The sequence below is a fragment of the Paraburkholderia steynii genome, from assembly GCF_900100565.1.
GTDB lineage: Bacteria > Pseudomonadota > Gammaproteobacteria > Burkholderiales > Burkholderiaceae > Paraburkholderia > Paraburkholderia terrae.
The window spans coordinates 329,790-350,018 of the sequence record NZ_FNDI01000004.1 but is presented as its reverse complement, the minus strand read 5'-3'; the positions used below and the strand labels follow the sequence as shown (position 1 = coordinate 350,018).

The following is a 20,229-nucleotide window of genomic DNA, read 5'->3' as shown; positions in this document are numbered from 1 at the left end:
TCGTTTTGTGCTTCGCTCAGATCGCGCCAGCTGTTCTGAGCGTTTCGATCTGCTCACGTGAATAGCCGAGTTCGGCCATCACTTCATCCGTGTGTTCGCCGAGCAGCGGCGAGCGCGTCACGTCCGTCGGGCTGTCCGACAGCTTGATCGGGTTGCCCACTGTCAGATACTTGCCGCGCACCGGGTGATCGACCTCGACGATCGTGCCCGTCTTGCGCAGCGAGTCGTCTTCCGCGATCTCCTTCATCGACAGGATCGGCCCGCACGGAATGTCGTACCTGTTCAGGATTTCCATGGCCTCGAACTTGGTCTTCGTCATCGTCCAGCGTTCGATCTCCGCGAAGATTTCCTTCAGGCGCGGCAGGCGTGCGGTCGGCGTCGCGTACTCGGGGTCGGTGGCCCACTCTTCCTTGCCGATCACGTTGCAGATCTTCACCCACACGGGTGCCTGCGTGATGAAGTAGATGTACGCGTTCGGGTCGTGCTCCCAGCCCTTGCACTTCAAAATCCAGCCCGGCTGTCCGCCGCCCGATGCATTGCCCGCGCGCGGCACCGCTTCACCGAATGTACCGTTCGGATACTGCGGATATTCCTTCATGACACCCGTGCGTTCCAGCCGTTGCTGGTCGCGCAGCTTCACGCGACACAGGTTCAGCACGCCGTCCTGCATCGCCGCGAGCACCTTCTGGCCGCGGCCCGTCATGGTGCGCTGATAGAGCGCCGTCACGATGCCGAGCGCCAGATGCAGGCCCGTGCCGCTGTCGCCGATCTGCGCGCCCGTTACAACCGGCGGGCCGTCATCGAAGCCCGTCGTCGAGGCCGCGCCGCCCACGCACTGCGCGACGTTCTCGTAGACCTTGCAGTCTTCGTACGGCCCGGGACCAAAGCCCTTGACCGATGCGACGATCATCTTCGGGTTGAGCTCCTGGATGCGCTCCCACGTGAAGCCCATGCGGTCCAGTGCGCCCGGCGCGAAGTTCTCCACCAGCACGTCGCACTTCTGGATCAGCGCCTCGAGCACGAGCTTGCCTTCGGGGTTTTTCGTGTCGATGGTGACCGAGCGCTTGTTGTGGTTGAGCATCGTGAAATACAGGCTGTCGGCGTCGGGGATATCGCGCAGCTGTTCGCGCGTGATGTCGCCTGCGCCCGCGCGCTCTACCTTGATCACGTCTGCGCCGAACCACGCGAGCAACTGCGTGCAGGTCGGGCCTGATTGCACGTGGGTGAAATCGAGAATGCGCACACCGTCGAGTGCCTTGCCCATGTTGTGTCCCCTCCGAGCACTTGACGCTCTGTTTTCGATCGTCCGTGTTCTATACGGTATGTGATATATCTAATCGCTGCAAGCGCTTTCACCTTCGTAAGCAGAATCCTTGAGAAACGATAAAAGCCTTGCGAAACAAGGCGAAGACGCCAAATTTCGCATTAAGGACTCGCTTCACAAAGGGAAAACCCCGATCCATTTATCTGCTTGAGCATAGCTGATATATCACATACCATATTTCTACCCTGAGCCGACCGCCCTATCAATTGACGCCACGGAGCGTCGAATCCACTCAGCGAGGAGACAGGTGAACATTCACGAATATCAGGCGAAGGAACTGCTGAAGGGCTATGGCGTCGCCGTGCCGAATGGGCGCGTCGCGTTCACGCCTCAGGAAGCGGAGGACGCGGCGCTTGCGCTCGGCGGCTCGGTGTGGGTCGTGAAATCGCAGATTCACGCGGGCGGACGCGGCGCAGGCCGTTTCGCCGACGATCCGAACGGCAAAGGCGGCGTACGCGTCGTCAAGTCGGTCAGCGATGTCGGTCTCGATGCGGCGCAGATGCTGTCGCACGTGCTCGTCACGAAGCAGACGGGGCCGGCGGGACGCGAAGTGAAGCGCGTCTATGTCGAGGAAGGCTGCGCGATCGAACGCGAGTTGTATCTCAGCATGCTGATCGATCGCAGCACGTCGCGCATCACGGTGATGGCTTCGACGGAAGGCGGCATGGAGATCGAAGAAGTCGCCGCGCGCACGCCCGAAAAAATCCTGAAAGTCGCGATCGATCCCGCGACGGGTCTGCAACCGTTCCACGCACGCCAGATCGCGTTCGGCCTCGGGCTGACGGGCAAGCAGATCAAGTCGGCGACGCAGTTCATCGCGAACGCGTATCGCGCGTTCGTCGAACTGGATGCGTCGATTGTCGAGATCAATCCGCTCGTCGTCACGCAGCAAGGCGACGTGATCGCGCTCGACGCGAAGATCAATTTCGACGACAACGCCCTCTTCCGTCATCCGTCCATCGAAGCGCTGCGCGACGAAGCGGAAGAAGACGCCGCCGAACTGGAAGCCGCAAAGCACGGCCTCAACTACGTGACGCTCGACGGCAACATCGGCTGCCTGGTGAACGGCGCCGGTCTTGCAATGGCGACGATGGACACGATCAAGCTGTTCGGCGGCGAACCGGCGAACTTCCTCGACGTCGGCGGTGGCGCGACGACCGAGAAGGTCACGGAAGCGTTCAAGCTGATGCTGAAGAACCCGAACCTGACGGCGATTCTCGTCAACATCTTCGGCGGCATCATGCGTTGCGACGTGATTGCCGAAGGCGTCGTGAGCGCCGCGCGCGAAGTGGACTTGCGCGTGCCGCTCGTCGTGCGGCTGGAAGGCACGAATGTCGAACTCGGCAAGCAGATCCTGCGTGACTCGGGCCTGCCCATTCTCTCGGCCGATCATCTCGCCGACGCGGCGAGCAAGGTGGTCGCCGCAGTGAAGGAAAACAACGCGACGGAGGCGAACTGACATGGCCGTACTGATCGATCGCAACACGAAAGTGATTTGCCAGGGCTTCACGGGATCGCAAGGCACGTTTCACTCCGAGCAGGCGCTCGCCTACGGCACGCTGATGGTCGGCGGCGTCACACCCGGCAAGGGCGGCGCAGCGCATCTCGGGCTGCCCGTGTTCGACACCGTCGCCGATGCCGTCGATGCAACGGGCGCGAACGCGTCCGTGATCTACGTGCCGCCGCCAATGGCCGCTGACGCGATTCTCGAAGCCGTCGATGCGGAGATTCCCCTCGTCGTCTGTATCACCGAGGGCATTCCCGTCATCGACATGGTGCGCGTGAAGCGCGCGCTCGCCGGTTCGGCGACGCGCCTGATCGGGCCGAACTGTCCGGGTGTCATCACGCCGGGCCAGTGCAAGATCGGTATCATGCCGGGGCACATTCATCGTCCGGGCAAGATCGGCGTGGTGTCGCGCTCCGGCACGCTGACCTACGAAGCCGTCGCGCAAACCACGGCGGCGGGCCTCGGGCAGACCACGTGCATCGGCATTGGCGGCGATCCCGTCAACGGCACGAACTTCATCGATTGCCTGGAGATGTTCCTCGCCGACGACGACACGCAAGGCATCATCATGATCGGCGAAATCGGCGGCTCGGCTGAGGAGGACGCGGCGCAGTTTCTGAAGGATTCAGGCTCGAAGAAACCGGTAGTTGGTTTCATTGCAGGAACGAGCGCGCCGCCCGGACGCCGGATGGGGCATGCGGGCGCGATCATCTCGGGCGGCAAGGGCACGGCGGGCGCGAAGATCGATGCGATGCGCTCGGCGGGCATCCATGTCGCGCAGTCGCCGGCGGCGCTAGGCGAGACGATGCTCAAAGCCATGCAGTCATGATGTGAAAAAGGCCAGCGGACTGTCAGTTCCGCTGGCCTTTGGATACATCGAGCAGCAAACGCTCAGTCGAGAAAATCGCAATTCGCTTCGACGAAAGCCGCCAGTCCCAGCGAGTGATCGCGCACGAGACGCTCGGCGAGTTCGGTGTCGCGCTTTTCCAGTGCCTCGATGATGCGCAGATGATCGACGATCGAGCGCGACGCGCGGTCGCTCTGCGAGATCGTCATGCGACGGATCGCGCGCACGTGGATAAAGATGTTCTTGATCGTGTCGAGAATGATCTGCGACTTCGACAGCTGAACGATGGACTGATGGAACGCGATGTTCGCGTCCGAATACTCGGCGATATGTTCGGCCGGCGTCAAATCACGGAACTGATCGAACATGTGCCGCAGCCGCGCGATTTCTTCGTCGGTTGCGTGCAGCGTGGCGAGACGCGCGGCCATGCTTTCCAGCGCGGCCCACATCTGGATCATCTCGACGATCTCACGCTTGCTCTTGCGCACAATATAGATGCCGCGCCTCGGCACCATGCGCAGAAAACCTTCCTGCTCCAGCAGCGTCATCGCCTCGCGCACGGGCGTACGGCTTACGCCTAGCGATTCGCTCAGCGCGCGCTCGTCGAGACGAATCTCTTCGCTCGACGCGTAAATGTCGGCATCCGCGATGGCCTGACGCAATAACGCGTAGGCCTGATCGCGGAGGCTGGCGCTGTTGCCGATGGGCTGCAGCGCCAGAGGAAGGTTCAGTGCGGGTGTGGACACTGCTTAGTTCGACGAGCCGACCGCGTTCATCGCGGCTTCGACACGCGAGCGGTACGGCGTAGCTTCACGCACGGTAGCGGCTTCAAGACCGACATAACGCCCGTGCTTCGATGCCAGTTCGGCGACATGCTGCGGAATCCACTTGGTCAGCAGCACGGTTGCGGCCGAACCCAGGCCCACGACAGCAACGGCGAAGAATGCAAGCGATACGAAATCCATTTGATGCTCCCGTCATTGAGTGATTCGATGACTCAATCATATGCTGCGTCGCGGAAAAAATCAAGTATGTTGTATGTGGTATATCAGATACAGTTGTTCAGCGGCCGCAACAATGCCAACGTAGCACGCCGGGCCCGGAACCGCGATGGCTGGCCGTCCCAGCCGATACTGTGCTTTTTTCGTCCGCTGCAAACTGTACTTCTAGAAGCGTTTGTCAGTACCAAAACGACATCCAACGCTATTCCAAAAAGCCACGCGCGAGCCTTTCTATGTGCGTACGCAGCAACTGGCGCGTCCAAATCGATTCGGCCCCGAAATGAATACCGGCGCGTGGCGCGTCAAGCGGTCACCTGCGGCAGCATGTCGCTTGAAATCGCTGTATCCCGCTGCGCACAACGGTCCCGGCGGTTTCCATATGTATTTAATTCTCATATTGCCAAGCTGATCGCGGGCACCTATCGTCTCGCCATTGCCGAATTTGGCCTCCAGGTAGCACGTTTCTAAATATGTTGCAGCCCAGCATATCCTCCGAAATTTGCGCTACCTCAAGTTTTGGCAATAGCAACCGATAACCAGACGTTTAGCCCGATCGGAGACCGACCATGAGCAGCATCACTGAGCCCGGCGGTAACGCCAGCTCGCCATCATTCTTTTCAAAACAGGCAACGATCGCCCAACCTGGCTTTTCCCGCTGGATGGTGCCGCCTGCCGCCCTCGCCGTGCACCTGTGCATCGGCCAGGCCTATGCGTTCTCCGTGTTCAACGGGCCGCTCACCAAAGTCATCGGCATCACGCAGTCCACGCCGGACGACTGGTCGCTGACCACGCTCGGCTGGATCTTCTCGCTCGCGATCGTCTGCCTCGGCTTGTCGGCGGCGTTCGCCGGCAAGTGGCTCGAAAAAGTCGGTCCGCGCCGCACGATGTTCACAGCCGCATGCTGCTTCGGCGGCGGCTTCATCGTCTCGGCGATCGGCGTGTGGACGCACCAGATCGCGCTGCTGTATCTCGGCTATGGCGTGATCGGCGGAATCGGGCTCGGGCTCGGCTACGTGTCGCCCGTGTCGACGCTGATCCGCTGGTTCCCGGACCGCCGCGGCATGGCGACGGGCATGGCGATCATGGGCTTCGGCGGCGGCGCGATGATCGCCGCCCCGCTGTCCGTCGCGCTGATGAACCACTTCAAGAGCGCGACGAGCATCGGCGTGGCTGAAACGTTCATCGTGCTGGGCATCGCGTACTTCATCTCGATGTCGATCGGCGCACTCGCGATCCGCGTGCCGCCCGCCGACTGGAAGCCGGCCGGCTGGACGCCGCCCGTCGAAACGAAGCAGAAGATGATCACGCGCAATCACGTGCATATCGACCAGGCACTGAAGACACCCCAGTTCTATCTGATCTGGCTGGTGCTGTTCCTGAACGTGACGGCGGGCATCGGCATTCTCGGCCAGGCGTCCGTGATGATCCAGGAAAGCTTCAAGGACACGGTGAGCGCCGCTGCTGCTGCGGGCTTCGTCGGCCTGCTGTCGCTCTTCAACATGGGCGGCCGCTTCGTGTGGGCGTCGGCGTCGGATTACGTTGGCCGCAAGAACACGTATTTCATCTTCTTCGCGCTGGGCGCCGTGCTGTACTGGCTCGTGCCGAGCTTCGCGTCGACGGGCAACATCGCGCTGTTCGTGCTGTGCTACTGCGTGATCCTGTCGATGTACGGCGGCGGCTTCTCGACCGTGCCGGCCTATCTCGCGGACATGTTCGGCACGGCATTCGTCGGCGGCATTCACGGGCGTCTGCTGACGGCGTGGGCGGCAGCGGGCGTCGCGGGCCCCGTGCTCGTCAACTACATCCGTGCCTATCAGGTCGCGCATGGCGTGGCGAAAGCGGACGCGTACACGATGACCGTCCACATCATGACCGTGCTGCTCGTGATCGGCTTCATCTGCAACCTGCTCGTCAAGCACGTTCACGACAAGCATCACATGACGGACGCGCAACTCGCGGCCGCCAAATAAGGTCAGACAAAGGAGAAACACAATGTCGACGCAAACGCCTCATCCGACGAACAAGGGCCTGCTCGCCGTGTTCTGGGTGTATGTGCTGATTCCGCTGACGTGGGGCGTGGTGAACACGCTGCTGCAGGCGATGAAGCTGTTCGGCTGAGCCGATTTCAGCACCGCAGTTTGAAGAAGGCCGGGCATCGCTGCCCGGCCTTTTTTATTGCGCTAGCGCTTCTGCGCGTCCGCGGTTCAGGCGGGCGCAAGCTGCATCGGGAACGTGATCTCGAACGTCGTGCCGACGCCGCGTTGTGAATCGAAGCGCAATTCACCGTCGAGCATGCGCGACAACTCCTTGACGATAGCGAGGCCGAGACCCGCGCCGGGCACGTCGTCGTCATTGGCGCGCTCGAACTCCTTGAATACGCGATCGCGATCCGATGCGCCGATGCCCACCCCCGTATCCGACACGCGCAGACACCATGCGTCGTTGCCGCGCGCCCTGATTTCCAGCGTCACCTCGCCTGCCTTCGTGTACTTCGACGCATTCGTCATCAGATTGATCGCGATCTGCTTGAGCTTGAGGCGGTTCGACTGCACGGACGCCAGTTGCCCGTCGAACGATGCATTCAGCTTGAGCCCCTTCTCGCGGATCGCCGGACCGCATGAAGCGACCAGTTCTTCGAACAGCGCGTGCAGATCGACGGTTTCGACAGCGGCCTGATTCGTGTCGCCGAGCACGACCGAATACTCGACCAGTTCATCGACCAGCACCTTCATGTCGGCGGCCTGCCGGTTCGCGAGCGCGAGCGCGGCCTCGGTTTTTGCCGGCGCGCGCGCGACGAGCTGCAACGCCATCGAAAACACATTGAGAAAGTTTCGCAGATCATGCACGACGCTGCGCGTGATCTGCATGCGCGACTCGTACAGTTCGCCGACCAGTTTCTGCTTGAGAAGCAGTTCGTGATTGGCGCGTTCGAGCCGCCCCGTATACTCGTCGATCTTGCGATCGCGTTCCGTGACGACTTCACGTATCGACGTCAGCGTGACGAAGCTGACGGCCTCGTCGATGAAATAGCGCGCACGTTCTTCGTGACGCCGCGTAAAGGCGGGATGCGTCTCCGCGTACTGGACGACCGCGCCCATCAGCACCTGGCGGAACAGATCGAGTTCGCGCACGAGTTCGTCGATGCGGTAGCCCTGCTTCCAGCGCATCTTGCCGTGCAGCTTCGCCTTGCGCTCGATTTCGGGCTCGACCTCTTCGAGGTCCTGCTGATCGAGCGCGCTGCACATGGAATCGAGAATGTCGGGTACGTGGTCCGTCAATTGCTCGTTGGTCAGACGGTCGGGTTCCGTCAGCTCGACATCGCTGAACACGGCCTTCAGCCAGCGTTCAGTCAGTTCGACCTCGTTATTGCGGACGTGCGCGGCGAATGCGCCGAGCGGTCGTGATTGCGTCGTGGCCATGGTTGTCGCTCGCGTCTCGCTGAATGCGCCATGCTGCGATATCGAACGGCTGCGATGCGGTGTCCCGCAGCCTCTCCCATGTCGGCTTCGCGCCAACGACGTTCATCGTACTACGACTTCAGGCGATAGCCCGTTTTGAATATCCACGCGATCACTGCAAGGAAGATGCAAAGAAACAGCGCGGTCATGCCGAGACTGATGCCGACGCTGACATCCGCGAGCCCAAAAAAGCTCCAGCGAAAGCCGCTGACCAGATAGACGATCGGATTGAACAGTGTGACGATTTTCCACGCGGGCGGCAGCATCGCGACCGAGTAGAAACTACCGCCGAGAAACGTCAGCGGCGTGATGATGAGCAGCGGCACGAGTTGCAGCTTCTCGAAGTTGTCGGCCCAAATACCTATGATAAAGCCGAGCAAACTGAAGGTAACGGCCGTCAGCACGAGAAACGCGATCATCCAGACGGGATGCTGCACCTGCAACGGCACGAACAGCCCCGCCGTGGCCAGAATGATCAGACCGAGAATGATCGACTTGGTCGCCGCCGCGCCGACATAGCTGATCACGATTTCCAGATACGACACGGGCGCGGATAGCAGTTCGTAAATGGTACCGGTGAAGCGCGGAAAATAGATACCGAACGACGCGTTGGAAATGCTCTGCGACAACAGCGACAGCATGATGAGCCCCGGCACGATGAACGAACCGTAGCTGATGCCTTCCACTTCACGAATGCGCGAGCCGATCGCCGAGCCGAACACGATGAAATAGAGCGACGTCGAAATGACGGGCGCGATCACGCTCTGCATCAGGGTGCGCCCGGTGCGCGCCATTTCGAAGCGGTAGATTGCGCGGATGGCATGGATGTTCATCGCACGCTCTCCTCTTGTTGTTGCTTGTGTACGAGACTCACGAAGATGTCTTCGAGCGAGCTTTGTGTGGTGTGCAGGTCCTTGAAGCGGATACCCGCTTCGCTGAGATCGTTGAGCAGCGCGACGATGCTGCTGCTCTTCTCGCGTTCGGCGTCGTACGTGTAGATCAGTTCGCCGTTGTCGTTCGCAAGCTCCAGCCCATAGTCCGCCAGCGACGCCGGAATGCTCGCGAGCGGCGTTTCGAGTTGCAGCGTCAACTGCTTCTTGCCGAGCTTGCGCATCAACTCCACTTTGTCTTCGACGAGCATGATCTGACCGCCGTTGATCACACCGATGCGGTCGGCCATCTCTTCGGCTTCTTCGATGTAATGCGTGGTGAGGATGATCGTCACGCCGTTCGCGCTCAGCGAGCGCACCAGCTTCCACATATCGCGGCGCAATTCGACGTCGACACCCGCCGTCGGCTCGTCGAGAAACAGGATGCGCGGCTCGTGCGACAACGCCTTGGCGATCAGCACGCGCCGCTTCATGCCGCCCGAAAGCTGAATGATGCGGCTATTGCGCTTCTCCCACAGCGAGAGATCGCGCAGCACCTGTTCGATATGCGCCGGATTCTTCGGCTTGCCGAACAGGCCGCGACTGAACGAGACCGTCGCCCAGACGGTTTCGAACGCATCCGTGGTCAGTTCCTGCGGCACCAGTCCGATGAGCGAGCGCGCGGCCCGGTAGTCGTTGCGGATATCGCGGCCGTCGACGGTCACGGTGCCTTCCGTCGCATTGACGATGCCGCAGATGATGCTGATGAGCGTGGTCTTGCCCGCGCCGTTTGGCCCGAGCAATGCAAAGATTTCGCCTTGGCGAATGGACAGGTCGATACGCTTGAGGGCCTGGAAACCCGATGCGTATGTCTTCGACAGATTCGAGACCGAGATGATGGGTAGCATAGACGCGAACGATAGCAGATACCGCCCCGCCACGCCGTTACTCTGCCCGATTTGACGTTCCAGCGCCGCCCACGCGCGCGGTCTTGTCAAACACCGTCGTCTTCCTGACTTTCGATCACCATCCGCGCTTCAACGCGCACGTGTACGCGCGTCAACGCTGCGCCAAGGCAAGGGCCGTCGACGCACACGCCGTCCTCGAAGCGGAACATCGCGCTGTGATGCGCGCACATCAGATGCTCGCTGTCATAGGTCCAGAACGTGTCCGGCTCGTAGTTGAGCGGGATCGAGAAGTGCGGGCATACATTACGATAGGCCCACGCGCGATCGCCGCGGCGCAGCACGACAATGGCAGCCTCGCCCCCTTCGGCAGACGCGACCTGCCTGCCACCGCCGTCGGGGATGTCATCGAGCGGACACAATGCCATTGCCGTCATCATCATGCCGCTCCGCCTGAGCGCGTCAGCACGAAGTCGCGCTGCACGTCGAAGAACGGGCTAGGCAAGTCCCACTCCTTCGCGTCGGCGCGGCTGTCGTTCGTCACGTACTCGACCACGAGCGAAGGCTTCACACCGAACACCGCATCCGAATCGACATACGGGTCGTCGGAACTGAACAGCGCCGTGGTGAGCGTGTCGTAGCCGGGCGCCTGGATCAGGAAATGCACATGCGCAGGCCGCATCGGATGACGGCCGAGCGCAAGCAGCATCTGGCCGACGGGACCGTCCGTCGGAATCGGATAGGGCGTCGGCTTGATCGAACGGAACGCGTATTCGCCGTTCGGCCCCGAGCGGAAGCGGCCGCGCAGATTGCTCTCCGGCTGGTCCGGGTCCTGTCCTTCGTACATGCCGTTATTGGCCGTTTCCCACACTTCGATCAGCGCGTTCGGCACGGGCTGGCCCGACTCGTCGATCAGCCGTCCGCGAAACAGTGCCGGCTCGCCTTCTGTGCGGGCGATGTTCGCGCCGAACGCTTCGTCGTGCGCGCCTTCGCGATAGAACGGCCCGAGCAGGCTGTGCTCCGTGGCAGCCGATTCCGTCACGTCGTGCTGACGATGAATCGCGTCGAGCATGATCGACAGGCCGAGCGTGTCCGACAGCAGAATGAACTCCTGGCGAATGCCGTCACACTTCTTGCCCGTCTGCGTGAGGAACTCGATGCCGCGCCGCCATTCGTCGCCCGTCAGCTGCACTTCTTCGGCAAACGCGTGTACGTGTTTGATTAACGCCGTCATGATCTCTTTCAGGCGCGCGTCGGCGCAGCCCGAAAGCGTGGCGAGCACGATGTCAGTTGTGGGGTGAACTGCGGAATCGCCGTTTGTCTCTCTCATGATGTCCTCACGCTCTTTTGGCGCTGGTTGCGTTGTTCATTGCTTCAGGAATATAGCGCCGGCGCTATGCGGGCCCGCGTCCTTCGTAAGCATTTTCCAGCAACGCGCGAAGCGGCTCGCGCTCCACCGCGCGCGGATTCCAGTAAGGGCTCTTCAGCGCGAGATCGAGCGCGACATCGATATCGCCTTTCTTCATGCCGATGTCCTTCAGCGCGATCGGCGCGCCGTTGTCGAGCGCGAGATCGAACACGGCTTGCGCGGCATCGTCCGCATGCAGGGCGCGCGCGATACGCTGCATCGCGTGCGGCGCCGCCGCGCGGTTGTACGCGAGCGCATGCGGCAAAACGATCGTGTGCGTCTCGGCATGCGGCAGATTGAACGTGCCGCCAAGCGTATGACACAGCTTGTGATGCAGCGACATGCCGACACTGCCCAACACCGCGCCGCACAGCCATGCGCCATAGAGACACGCGGCGCGCGCATCGAGATCGTCAGGCGTCTTCATCACGCGCGGCAAGCCTTCGCCCAACGCGCGTATGCCCTCTTCCGCCATCAGGCTCATGATGGGATTCGCGTCCTGCGCGTAGAGACCTTCGGCGGCATGCGCAATCGCGTTGATGCCGCTCGTCAACGAAAGCGCGGGCGGCAGCGATACGGTCAAAGACGGATCGTAGATGACCGTCTTCGGCAACACGCGCAAGTCACGGCCTGTCTTCTTTACACCGCCTTCCGTGAGGCCGTAGATCGGCGTCATTTCCGAACCCGCGTACGTGGTCGGAATTGCGATGATGGGCAGTGACGTTTCGAGCGCGATTGCCTTGCCGAGGCCCGTCGTCGAACCGCCGCCGATAGCGATCGCGCAATCGGCGCCGACACTCGCCGCGTAATCGCGCGCTGCACGCGCCGTTTCGACGGGTACGTGCATCACCGCTTCCGCATACACACCCGCCGCGCGCGGCCCGATGCGTTCCGCGAGTTGCTCGGCCTGTGCGCGCTGCTGCGGCGTCGACAGCACGATGGCGCGTTGCGCGCCGAGCAATTCGATCTCGCGGCCCAGATGATCCAGACTGCCGACGCCGAATACGACGCGCGAAGGCAAGCCCTGATAGACGAACGGTTCCATGTCGTTAGCGTTCCAGCACGGTTTCAGCACAATTCAGCGCGGATAATAAGGCGGAATCTGCGCATCGACATTGATCCACACCGACTTGGCCTGAGTGTACTCGCGCATCGCTTCGAAGCCCATTTCGCGCCCGTAGCCGCTCGCGCCGACGCCGCCGAACGGCGAACCCGGGCTCACGCGCTTGTAACAGTTGACCCACACCATGCCGCTATGAATCTCGCGTGCAATCAGATGCGCGCGTTGCAGATCGCGCGTCCACAGGCCCGCACCGAGGCCGTACTCCGTGCCGTTCGCAATGGCGAGCGCTTCTTCGTCGGTGCGGAACGTCGTCACGCTCATGAACGGGCCGAACACTTCTTCCTGCGATACACGATCAGTCGGCTTCGCTTCGACGATGGTCGGCTCGACATAGCAGCCATTGGCGAGCGCCGCGTTGTCCGGCGACTTGCCGCCCGACAGCACGCGTCCGCCCTGCTCGCGCGCGATATCGACATACGACAGCACGCGATCGCGATGCTGGCGTGACGTGAGCGGGCCCATTTCCGTCAACGGGTCGAGCGGATCGCCGATACGGATCGAACGCGCGAGTGCGACGAACTTCTCCAGCACTTCATCCGCGATCGATTCATGCACGATCATCCGCGACGCGGCGATGCACGCCTGCCCTTGATTATGGAAAATCCCGAACGCGGAGCCTTGCACGACGGCATCGATATTCGCGTCGCTGAACACGACGTTCGCGCCCTTGCCGCCCAGCTCGAGCTGCACCTTCTTCAGATTGCCACTCGACGCCTGCACGATCTTGCGCCCCACAGCCGTCGAGCCGGTGAACGCGACCTTGCCAATCTCCGGATGCTCGGCGATGTACTGGCCCGCCACATGCCCAAGCCCCGGCAGAATATTGACGACACCCGGCGGAAAGCCAACCTCGGCCATCAGTTCGGCAATCGCAAGACTGGAAAGCGGCGTGAGTTCAGCGGGCTTCATGATCACGCAGTTGCCCGCTGCGAGCGCGGGCGCCATCTTCCAGCTGGTGAACATCAGCGGAAAATTCCACGGCACCACCTGCCCGACGATGCCGACCGGCTCGCGCGTCAGGTAGTTCAGAAAACCCTGCTCGACGGGAATCACCGAGCCTTCGAACTTGTCGGCCATGCCGCCGAAATAGCGGAACGTCGCCGCCGTGCGCGGCACGTCGAGATTGCGCGTGTCGCGGATCGGATGACCGGTGTCGATCGATTCGAGGCGCGCGAGCCGGTCCGCATTCGCTTCGATCGCATCGGCGAGCTTCAGCAACAGACGCCCGCGCTCGGCGCCCGCCATGTTGCTCCACTTCGGGAACGCCGCTTTCGCCGCAGCGACGGCGCGATCGACGTCGGCGTGATTCGCCATCGCAACGTCGGCGATCACCGAGTTGTCGTGAGGGTTGAGCGTGGCAAGTGTTTCGCCCGAAAGCGATGGCACGAAGCGGCCGTCGATGAAGAGTTGCGTTTGCATGTCAGTCCTGCTCGATGAGGCGTTTGGGCGTGAGCGTCCCCGCGGCGCCGGCTATCCGGCGCCGTGTATCGGAGACCACCAAAGGAAGTGCTTAAAGCTGAATCGGATACGGCGGCAGTTCACCGCTCTCGTAGCGCTTCGGTAGATCGGGCGTTGCGTTCTCCCACACCAGCAACATCGAACGCTTCTGCGAATAGCCCTTGTGGCGGATATCGGCGGGCATCGCGGCAATATCGCCCGCGTTCATCGTGATGCGCGCACGCGGCTCGCCCGTATCTTTGTCGGCGACATCCCAGATGATCTGATCCGACAGTTGCAGGAACCACTCGACGCGATCGTTGCCATGAAACACGGGCAGCACGAATTCTTCCGTCGTCGGGCAAAACAGGCTCTGCTTGCACACCGACGTCACCGACGGATTCCACGTCACATCCGAGCGCGACAGATACTTGAACAGACTGAACGCATGGAGTTCCTTCTCGAAACCGGGCGCAGCGTGAATCTCCGGCTCGTCCTGCACGACATCGGCGAATTGTCGATTGATGGGGAAATCGTCGCGCAGCGGCGAATCGCCTTCCAGTCCCGGCATGCGCTTCGTCGCGATGCGCGTGCGTTCGATCGCCGCGATGTTGTCGCCATGCTTCGCGCCGAATGCGGAACCCGTCTCTTCGGGCGCGGCGAACGGGTCGAAGCCTTCGTTGACCCAGTCCCGCAGAATCGCCTTGAAGGTCGCCATGATGACGGGCGTGTCGAACTGCTGCGTATGATCGACGGCGGCGTCACGGAAGCTCGCGTTATACGCGCCCGCATACATGTCGACCTTGCCGTAGTGATTGCGCGTGCCGATCACTTCGTCGAAATTGACCCAGCCGTAGAAGAAGCCCCACGCGACGTCGCGCATCATCGCGCGCAGGAAATCGTCGGCGTGCATCTGATGCGAGCGCTGCTCGCCTTTCGCGGGCCACTTGACGGTGACGAAGTAGGCGTCGCGTGAAAACTCGAAATCGCCGAGGCGGAACGTGCGATACCCCGTGGCGGCATCCGGCTCGCCGGCGCTGACGTTTTGCAGCGTATTGACTGTGCTCATGACCGACTCCAGAAAAAGGTTGTGCGTTACTGAATGCAGATGTCTTTCCACTTCTCGACCGAATGGCGGCCCAGAATGGTCTGCACGAGCAGCACGCCTTGTCCTGCCGTCTCGAAGCGATACGCGGCGCCCGCGGGCAACAGCGCCTGATGGCCGCGGCTCAGCCGCACGAAGCCCATGCTCTTACCTGAAGGCGTGCCGTCGAGCCGCACACTGCCTTCCGTTTGCGCATCGACGAGCGGGCCGTCCGAAGGCTTGATGAAATGCACGTCGATCTCGCCGTCCATCACGACGCAGAACTCGTCGTGCGATGCCGTGAACCACGGCGACGTACCTTCCGCGCGCAGCGTTTCGATCACGTACTTGAGGTTCTTGCCGACCACGATCTTCTCGTACGGCGCGGCATGGCTCGCGACTTCGAACACATTCGACATTGCGTAGTGCTCGGGCTTGCCCTTGATGATTTCGATGGAGCCTTTACGGTAGTTGTCGAGACTCCCCAACCAGGTTTGCTGCATGTCTGCCTCCTTGAATCTGCGTTGATTCTGTCGGCCACGTCTTGCGTGGTCTTGCGTGATTCCATGGACGCAAGAGTAAGTGCCGGGAGGCGCAACAGCAATGATCTGAGGTTCGGCAAATCCGAACGCTGGGTGCGGGCAGAAGACCCCAGGGAAATTACCTGGCGTCGTCGTTCAGGCCTGCGGGGCGGGCCGTGCGGCCCGCGTGGCCCGTGTAGCGCTCACTGGTCGGCGAGTTCTTCGCCGACGCTCTTCGTATCTTCATCGTCGGGTGCGATGCCGAGCGCCTTGTCCCACTGCGGCTCGCGCAGATAACGCCCGCGCAGGAAGTCGACGAACGCCTTCACCTTCGCCGTCGAGCGATGCGACGCGGGGTACACGGCCGACAGCCACAGCGGCGGTGCCGCGTAATCGGGCAGCACGCGCTCCAGACGGCGTTCGAGCAGATCGGCGGCGGCGACCATCGTCGGCAAATAGACGACGCCCGCGCCCGCCCGCGCGAATTCGAGCAGCAAGTGGACGCTATTTGTTTTCAGCACCGGATTCAGCGCGATTTCGAAGCACTCGTTGCCCTTCATCAGCGGCCACTTGTCGCCCCACGGGTAGTACGAGTAACGCGCGAAATCATGCCGCAGCAGGTCGAGCGGCGTTTCGATCACGGGCTCTTCCTTCAGGTAGCCGGGTGCTGCGCACAGCACGCCGCGCACGGGAAAGAGCCGCCGTTCGACGAGCAGATTCGACGCGGGTGGATAGATCTGCAACGCGAGATCGAAGCCTTCCTGCACGGGGTCGATCACGCGGTCGTTGACGGTCACGACGAACTCGATGCGCGGATGTGCCTCCCGAAACTCGATCAGCGCGCGCGAGAAATGGCCGAGCGCGAAACCCGGCAGCACATGGACATTGAGCGTACCCGACAGCGACTCGTGCTGCGCGGCCGAGCGGCCGGACAGATCGTGGACCTTGTTGACGAGTTCGGCGCATTCCCGGTAATACGTCTCGCCGATCTCCGACAGACGCACCGCGCGCGTCGAACGATGAAAGAGCGGCACGCCGAAGTGCTCCTCGAGCTGCTTCACGCGCGACGTGACGACGGATTTCGCCACGCCCAGCTGGCGCGCGGCGCTCGCGAAGCTCTGGGCCTCGGCGGCCCGCACGAACGCTTCCATCGACATGAACAGATCCATGCTGTCTCCTGTGCAACGCCTGCTGAATGACGGACCGTTCTCTGCTGCATGGCATGAAGAAGGCCGCTTCCGTTAATACGGTGAGTGTACGTTTTTTCGCGCGCGGCATCGCGATGCGCGGCGAATCAGGATGCCGCGTAAAAACGGCAATGCCCCCGTGCAGTTTGTACAGAACACTGTGCAGCGCAACAGCGTGCATCCTGGCGGCCAGCCTTGCTGCACCGCGAACGCGGACGAATCCCAAAACCTGGAACAACCGTTGCTTTACAAGGCGAAAGCCATTGCCCGGCCGCGAGGTCCGGGCGGGTGCAATCATGCGGACATGGAGGGTTCATGCGTCTGTCGATTCTGATCAATACATCCGACCCGACCGTCAATCACGACTACGCGGTGTTGTGGCTCGACACGATCAACCACGCGTGGACGTCGCAGGATCGTCGCGGCGTCGAGTTGCCGTCGTCGGGCGAGGTGCGCGAGGACGGGCACGTCATGTCGCTGTGCGCGCGCGGCAGCGAAGCGCCGCTCGTCACGCTGTACGGCGTGCGCGTCGACCGGCATGGGAACGTGACGTCGGCACAAGGCCAGGCGACGTGGGTCTCGCACTCGCGGCCCGACGCCGTCGCGGGCTTCTGGCGCTTGCAGGCCGTCGAGCGAGAAGGCTCGCCTTCGATGCGCCGTTAGCCGCTTTTCTCCTCGCTCGAAAAAACGCCGTTGCTGCACGATGGCAGCAACGGCGTTTCTATGCCTGAGCGTACGTCGCTTTCTTCACGCAGGCACGGTCTCAGCCATCTGCCGACGCGCCCATACGCGATGCTCCCCCACCGCTTCGATGAACGGCTTCAACACCGCATCGACCTTGCCGTCGTCACCGATGAACACGCCATCGCCTTTCTCGGGCAGATGGGCCGCGCTCAACACGTCCTTGCCCGCGCCCGTTGCCGCGATCGCCTTCAGATGCCGGAACGCTTCAAGCACGAAGTGTCGCGCGTCGCCCGATTGCGCGAGCGCCTTTGCGCCCTGCGCGCCGCCTACGACCACGACGCCATCGAACATGATCGACGGCATGCCGGAGATCGTCGCATCAGGGTTCATGCCGTCGATGGGCGCGAGTGTCGGCGCGACCAGCATCGGCGTCGCACCCTGCGACTTCAGCGCCGCCTGCACGCTCTTGATGGCGGCGCCATCGCTGCCTGGCGCGGCGAGCACCGCAATCTTGCGTGTCTTGATGCCGGGCACGCCGCGGTTCAGCAGGCTCAACGCTGGCGAAGGCTTTTGCTTGCCTGCTGCCCGCGCGCCCTTGGCAGGCTTCGGCAGGCCGAGACCCTCCGCCACCGTCGCGGCGAGATCCGCATCGAAGTTCGCGAGAATCTCGTTGACCACGCGCGCGCGAATCTCCGGCTTCGTCACCTTGCCCAGCTCGAACTGATACGCGAGTGCGATATGTTCTTTCTCGACGTCGCTCATGCTTTGATAGAACAGTGCGGCCTGCGAGAAATGATCGGCGAACGATTCGCTGCGCACGCGGATCTTCGTGCCTCCCATTGGCTCGGCATAGCTTTCGAAACCGCCATCCTTTGCAGCGGGATCGGTTTCCTTGGGCCATGCGTCGCTCACCGAATTCGGCTCGTACGAGGCCTGGCCTACGTTGATCGTCTGCCTGTGCATGCCGTCGCGCTGGTTGTTGATGTTCGGGCTGACGGGCCGATTGATGGGAATCTCGTGGAAGTTCGGTCCGCCAAGCCGGCTGATCTGCGTATCCGTGTACGAGAACAGCCGCCCTTGGAGCAGCGGGTCGTTGCTGAAATCGATGCCCGGCACGACATGACCCGGATGGAAAGCGACCTGCTCGGTTTCGGCGAAGAAGTTGTCCGGATTACGGTTCAACGTCATCTTGCCGATGATCTTCACGGGCACGATCTCCTCGGGCACGAGCTTGGTCGGATCGAGCAGATCGAAGCCGAACGAATCCTGATCTTTCTCTTCGATGATCTGCACGCCCAGCTCGAACTCCGGATAGTCGCCACACTCGATCGCTTCCCACAAATCACGCCGGTGGAAATCCGGGTCCTTGCCCGCGAGCTTTTGCGCTTCGTCCCACAGCAGCGAATACGAGCCGAGCACGGGCCGCCAGTGCAGCTTCACGAGCCGCATCTTGCCCTTCGCGTTGATGAAGCGGAACGTGTGGACGCCGAAGCCTTCCATCGTGCGCAGGCTGCGCGGGATCGCACGGTCCGACATCGTCCACAACACCATGTGCGTAGCCTCGGGTACGAGCGACACGAAGTCCCAGAACGTGTCGTGCGCCGAGCCGCCCGTCGGCATTTCGTTCGGCGCTTCGGGCTTCACGGCATGCACGAAGTCGGGAAACTTGATCGCATCCTGAATGAAGAACACGGGCATGTTGTTGCCGACCAGGTCGTAATTGCCTTCCGACGTGTAGAACTTCGTCGCGAAGCCGCGCACGTCGCGCACGGTATCGGCGGAACCGCGTGGGCCCTGCACGGTGGAAAAGCGCACGTACACGGGCGTTTGCACCGACGGGTCCTGTAAAAAGGCCGCCTTCGTGTATTCGGCCATCGGTTCGTAGACCTGAAACACGCCATGCGCTGCCGAACCGCGCGCATGCACGATGCGCTCTGGAATTCGCTCATGGTCGAAGTGCGTGACCTTTTCACGCATGATGAAATCTTCCAGCAACGACGGGCCGCGCGGCCCCGCGCGCAACGTGTTCTGGTTATCCGCGATCTTCACGCCCTGGTTCGTGCGCAGCGCTTCGTTTTGAGGACGCGCGCGAGAACGTTCGAGATCCTTCGACTTGAGATCTTCCGCCGGTGCGGAAGGCTGCTGGTTACGCTGCTTGTTTGCCATCTGTGGGGCTCCTTTGCCTTTGCATTTGCCTGAAAAACCGCGCGACGCACGGGGCGTCCGCGCCTGCATCGTCAAAGGGTCTCCGCAAGCACTGTTCCAGACGGAAGTGACTCACGACGAGTCGGTCGTGCGACTCGCGCGGCACGGGGTTTGCGCTAATGAATGCACGGGCGGGTCAATAACACCGACTCGTGACGATCAAATCATCCTGGGAGTTCGACCATGAAACGCACGATGAAGAAGGTACTTGCTACTGCCCTGGTCTTCGCTTTGTCCGGCGGCGTCTATGCTCAAGGTGCAGGCGGCGCGGGTGGCGGCGGTGCTGCTGGCGGTGGTAACGGCGCAGGCGGCAGCTCATCCGGCAACGGCGTGGGCGCGGGCGGTGGCAACGCGGGTGGCGCAGGCGGCGTGGCAACGCCCGGCGCAGGCGTGAACCGCATGCAGCGCGGCAGCACGAACGACAGCGGCTACGGCACGCCAGGCACGACCGCGACAGGCGGCGGTGCGGGCACAGGCACAGGCTCGACGCCGAACAGCGCGGGCATGAACCGTTCGAACAACGGCACGATGCAGCAACGGGGCACCATGCAGCAGAACGGCACGATGCAACCGGGCACGAACGGCACGAATCAGGGCGGCCAGTGATGCCCTTCGAATCGTAGAAAGCGACCGCTGTTCACGCGCCCCGGCGTCATATCCACGCCGGGG

21 protein-coding genes are annotated in these 20,229 nt (G+C 62.1%); 7 read left to right on the top strand and 14 right to left on the bottom strand.

Going from position 1 to position 20,229, the window contains the following annotated elements; translation table 11 throughout:
• Positions 1-16: 16 nt before the first annotated feature.
• Entirely contained in the window at positions 17-1,264 is a 1,248-nt protein-coding gene (gene frc, locus BLT65_RS10410; RefSeq protein WP_091777495.1) for a formyl-CoA transferase, read from the bottom strand.
• Between the two features lie 307 nt (positions 1,265-1,571).
• Here frc and sucC point away from each other — a divergent pair, with 307 nt between their 5' ends.
• Together sucC and sucD are read left to right on the top strand one after the other, a co-directional pair.
• Positions 1,572-2,783 carry an ADP-forming succinate--CoA ligase subunit beta gene (gene sucC, locus BLT65_RS10405; protein WP_091777493.1) on the top strand — a complete coding sequence of 404 codons (1,212 nt, stop codon included), beginning with the start codon at positions 1,572-1,574 and terminating at the stop codon, positions 2,781-2,783.
• Between the two features lies 1 nt (position 2,784).
• Positions 2,785-3,660 carry a succinate--CoA ligase subunit alpha gene (gene sucD / locus BLT65_RS10400; protein WP_042311149.1) on the top strand — a complete coding sequence of 292 codons (876 nt, stop codon included), beginning with the start codon at positions 2,785-2,787 and terminating at the stop codon, positions 3,658-3,660.
• 62 nt (positions 3,661-3,722) lie between these two features.
• Here sucD and BLT65_RS10395 read toward each other — a convergent pair whose 3' ends face one another.
• On the bottom strand, positions 3,723-4,424 hold the full coding sequence (locus BLT65_RS10395; protein ID WP_091777491.1) for a GntR family transcriptional regulator: 702 nt from the start codon (positions 4,422-4,424) through the stop codon (positions 3,723-3,725).
• Between the two features lie 3 nt (positions 4,425-4,427).
• On the bottom strand, positions 4,428-4,643 hold the full coding sequence (locus tag BLT65_RS10390) for a hypothetical protein (RefSeq protein ID WP_007733323.1): 216 nt from the start codon (positions 4,641-4,643) through the stop codon (positions 4,428-4,430).
• 27 nt (positions 4,644-4,670) lie between these two features.
• On the opposite strand from BLT65_RS10390, the gene BLT65_RS46410 reads away from it, so the two are divergent.
• The 3 genes from BLT65_RS46410 (at position 4,671) to BLT65_RS10380 (ending at position 6,797) form a co-directional block, all read left to right on the top strand.
• On the top strand, positions 4,671-5,147 hold the full coding sequence (locus BLT65_RS46410; RefSeq protein WP_143036502.1) for a hypothetical protein: 477 nt from the start codon (positions 4,671-4,673) through the stop codon (positions 5,145-5,147).
• A gap of 98 nt (positions 5,148-5,245) precedes the next feature.
• Positions 5,246-6,649, top strand: coding sequence for an L-lactate MFS transporter (locus BLT65_RS10385; protein WP_091777489.1), 1,404 nt, complete (start codon positions 5,246-5,248; stop codon positions 6,647-6,649).
• Positions 6,650-6,671: 22 nt separating this feature from the next.
• Positions 6,672-6,797 (top strand): MFS transporter small subunit, encoded by a 126-nt coding sequence (locus BLT65_RS10380; RefSeq protein WP_036000996.1) that lies wholly within the window; start codon positions 6,672-6,674, stop codon positions 6,795-6,797.
• An 86-nt stretch (positions 6,798-6,883) separates the two neighbouring features.
• On the opposite strand, the gene BLT65_RS10375 is transcribed toward BLT65_RS10380, so the two are convergent.
• The 10 genes from BLT65_RS10375 to BLT65_RS10330 form a co-directional block, all read right to left on the bottom strand.
• A complete protein-coding gene (locus BLT65_RS10375; RefSeq protein WP_042311156.1) occupies positions 6,884-8,098 on the bottom strand; it encodes a sensor histidine kinase in 1,215 nt (404 codons plus the stop codon).
• A gap of 110 nt (positions 8,099-8,208) precedes the next feature.
• Positions 8,209-8,970: an ABC transporter permease gene (locus BLT65_RS10370; RefSeq protein WP_036000988.1), complete on the bottom strand. Its 762-nt coding sequence runs from the start codon at positions 8,968-8,970 to the stop codon at positions 8,209-8,211.
• A complete protein-coding gene (locus tag BLT65_RS10365) occupies positions 8,967-9,914 on the bottom strand; it encodes an ABC transporter ATP-binding protein (protein ID WP_036000986.1) in 948 nt (315 codons plus the stop codon). The genes BLT65_RS10370 and BLT65_RS10365 overlap by 4 nt, the downstream gene beginning before the upstream one ends.
• 86 nt (positions 9,915-10,000) lie before the next feature.
• Positions 10,001-10,354 carry a Rieske (2Fe-2S) protein gene (locus BLT65_RS10360; protein WP_091777487.1) on the bottom strand — a complete coding sequence of 118 codons (354 nt, stop codon included), beginning with the start codon at positions 10,352-10,354 and terminating at the stop codon, positions 10,001-10,003.
• A complete protein-coding gene (locus BLT65_RS10355; protein ID WP_091777485.1) occupies positions 10,351-11,241 on the bottom strand; it encodes an intradiol ring-cleavage dioxygenase in 891 nt (296 codons plus the stop codon). The genes BLT65_RS10360 and BLT65_RS10355 overlap by 4 nt, the downstream gene beginning before the upstream one ends.
• Positions 11,242-11,305: 64 nt before the next feature.
• Positions 11,306-12,364 (bottom strand): maleylacetate reductase, encoded by a 1,059-nt coding sequence (locus BLT65_RS10350; RefSeq protein ID WP_091777483.1) that lies wholly within the window; start codon positions 12,362-12,364, stop codon positions 11,306-11,308.
• Between the two features lie 33 nt (positions 12,365-12,397).
• Positions 12,398-13,861 carry an aldehyde dehydrogenase family protein gene (locus BLT65_RS10345; protein WP_091777481.1) on the bottom strand — a complete coding sequence of 488 codons (1,464 nt, stop codon included), beginning with the start codon at positions 13,859-13,861 and terminating at the stop codon, positions 12,398-12,400.
• A gap of 91 nt (positions 13,862-13,952) precedes the next feature.
• Complete coding sequence (locus BLT65_RS10340) at positions 13,953-14,948, bottom strand: hydroxyquinol 1,2-dioxygenase (RefSeq protein ID WP_091777479.1); 996 nt, start codon at positions 14,946-14,948, stop codon at positions 13,953-13,955.
• 26 nt (positions 14,949-14,974) lie between these two features.
• On the bottom strand, positions 14,975-15,466 hold the full coding sequence (locus tag BLT65_RS10335) for a cupin domain-containing protein (RefSeq protein WP_091777477.1): 492 nt from the start codon (positions 15,464-15,466) through the stop codon (positions 14,975-14,977).
• A gap of 221 nt (positions 15,467-15,687) precedes the next feature.
• Positions 15,688-16,653 carry a LysR family transcriptional regulator gene (locus tag BLT65_RS10330; RefSeq protein ID WP_009770382.1) on the bottom strand — a complete coding sequence of 322 codons (966 nt, stop codon included), beginning with the start codon at positions 16,651-16,653 and terminating at the stop codon, positions 15,688-15,690.
• Positions 16,654-16,986: 333 nt separating this feature from the next.
• On the opposite strand from BLT65_RS10330, the gene BLT65_RS10325 reads away from it, so the two are divergent.
• Positions 16,987-17,334 (top strand): DUF3564 family protein, encoded by a 348-nt coding sequence (locus tag BLT65_RS10325; protein ID WP_042311173.1) that lies wholly within the window; start codon positions 16,987-16,989, stop codon positions 17,332-17,334.
• A gap of 84 nt (positions 17,335-17,418) precedes the next feature.
• On the opposite strand, the gene katE is transcribed toward BLT65_RS10325, so the two are convergent.
• Entirely contained in the window at positions 17,419-19,521 is a 2,103-nt protein-coding gene (katE, locus tag BLT65_RS10320; protein ID WP_091777475.1) for a catalase HPII, read from the bottom strand.
• A 222-nt stretch (positions 19,522-19,743) separates the two neighbouring features.
• On the opposite strand from katE, the gene BLT65_RS10315 reads away from it, so the two are divergent.
• Positions 19,744-20,166: a hypothetical protein gene (locus tag BLT65_RS10315; protein ID WP_091777473.1), complete on the top strand. Its 423-nt coding sequence runs from the start codon at positions 19,744-19,746 to the stop codon at positions 20,164-20,166.
• Positions 20,167-20,229 lie beyond the last annotated feature (63 nt).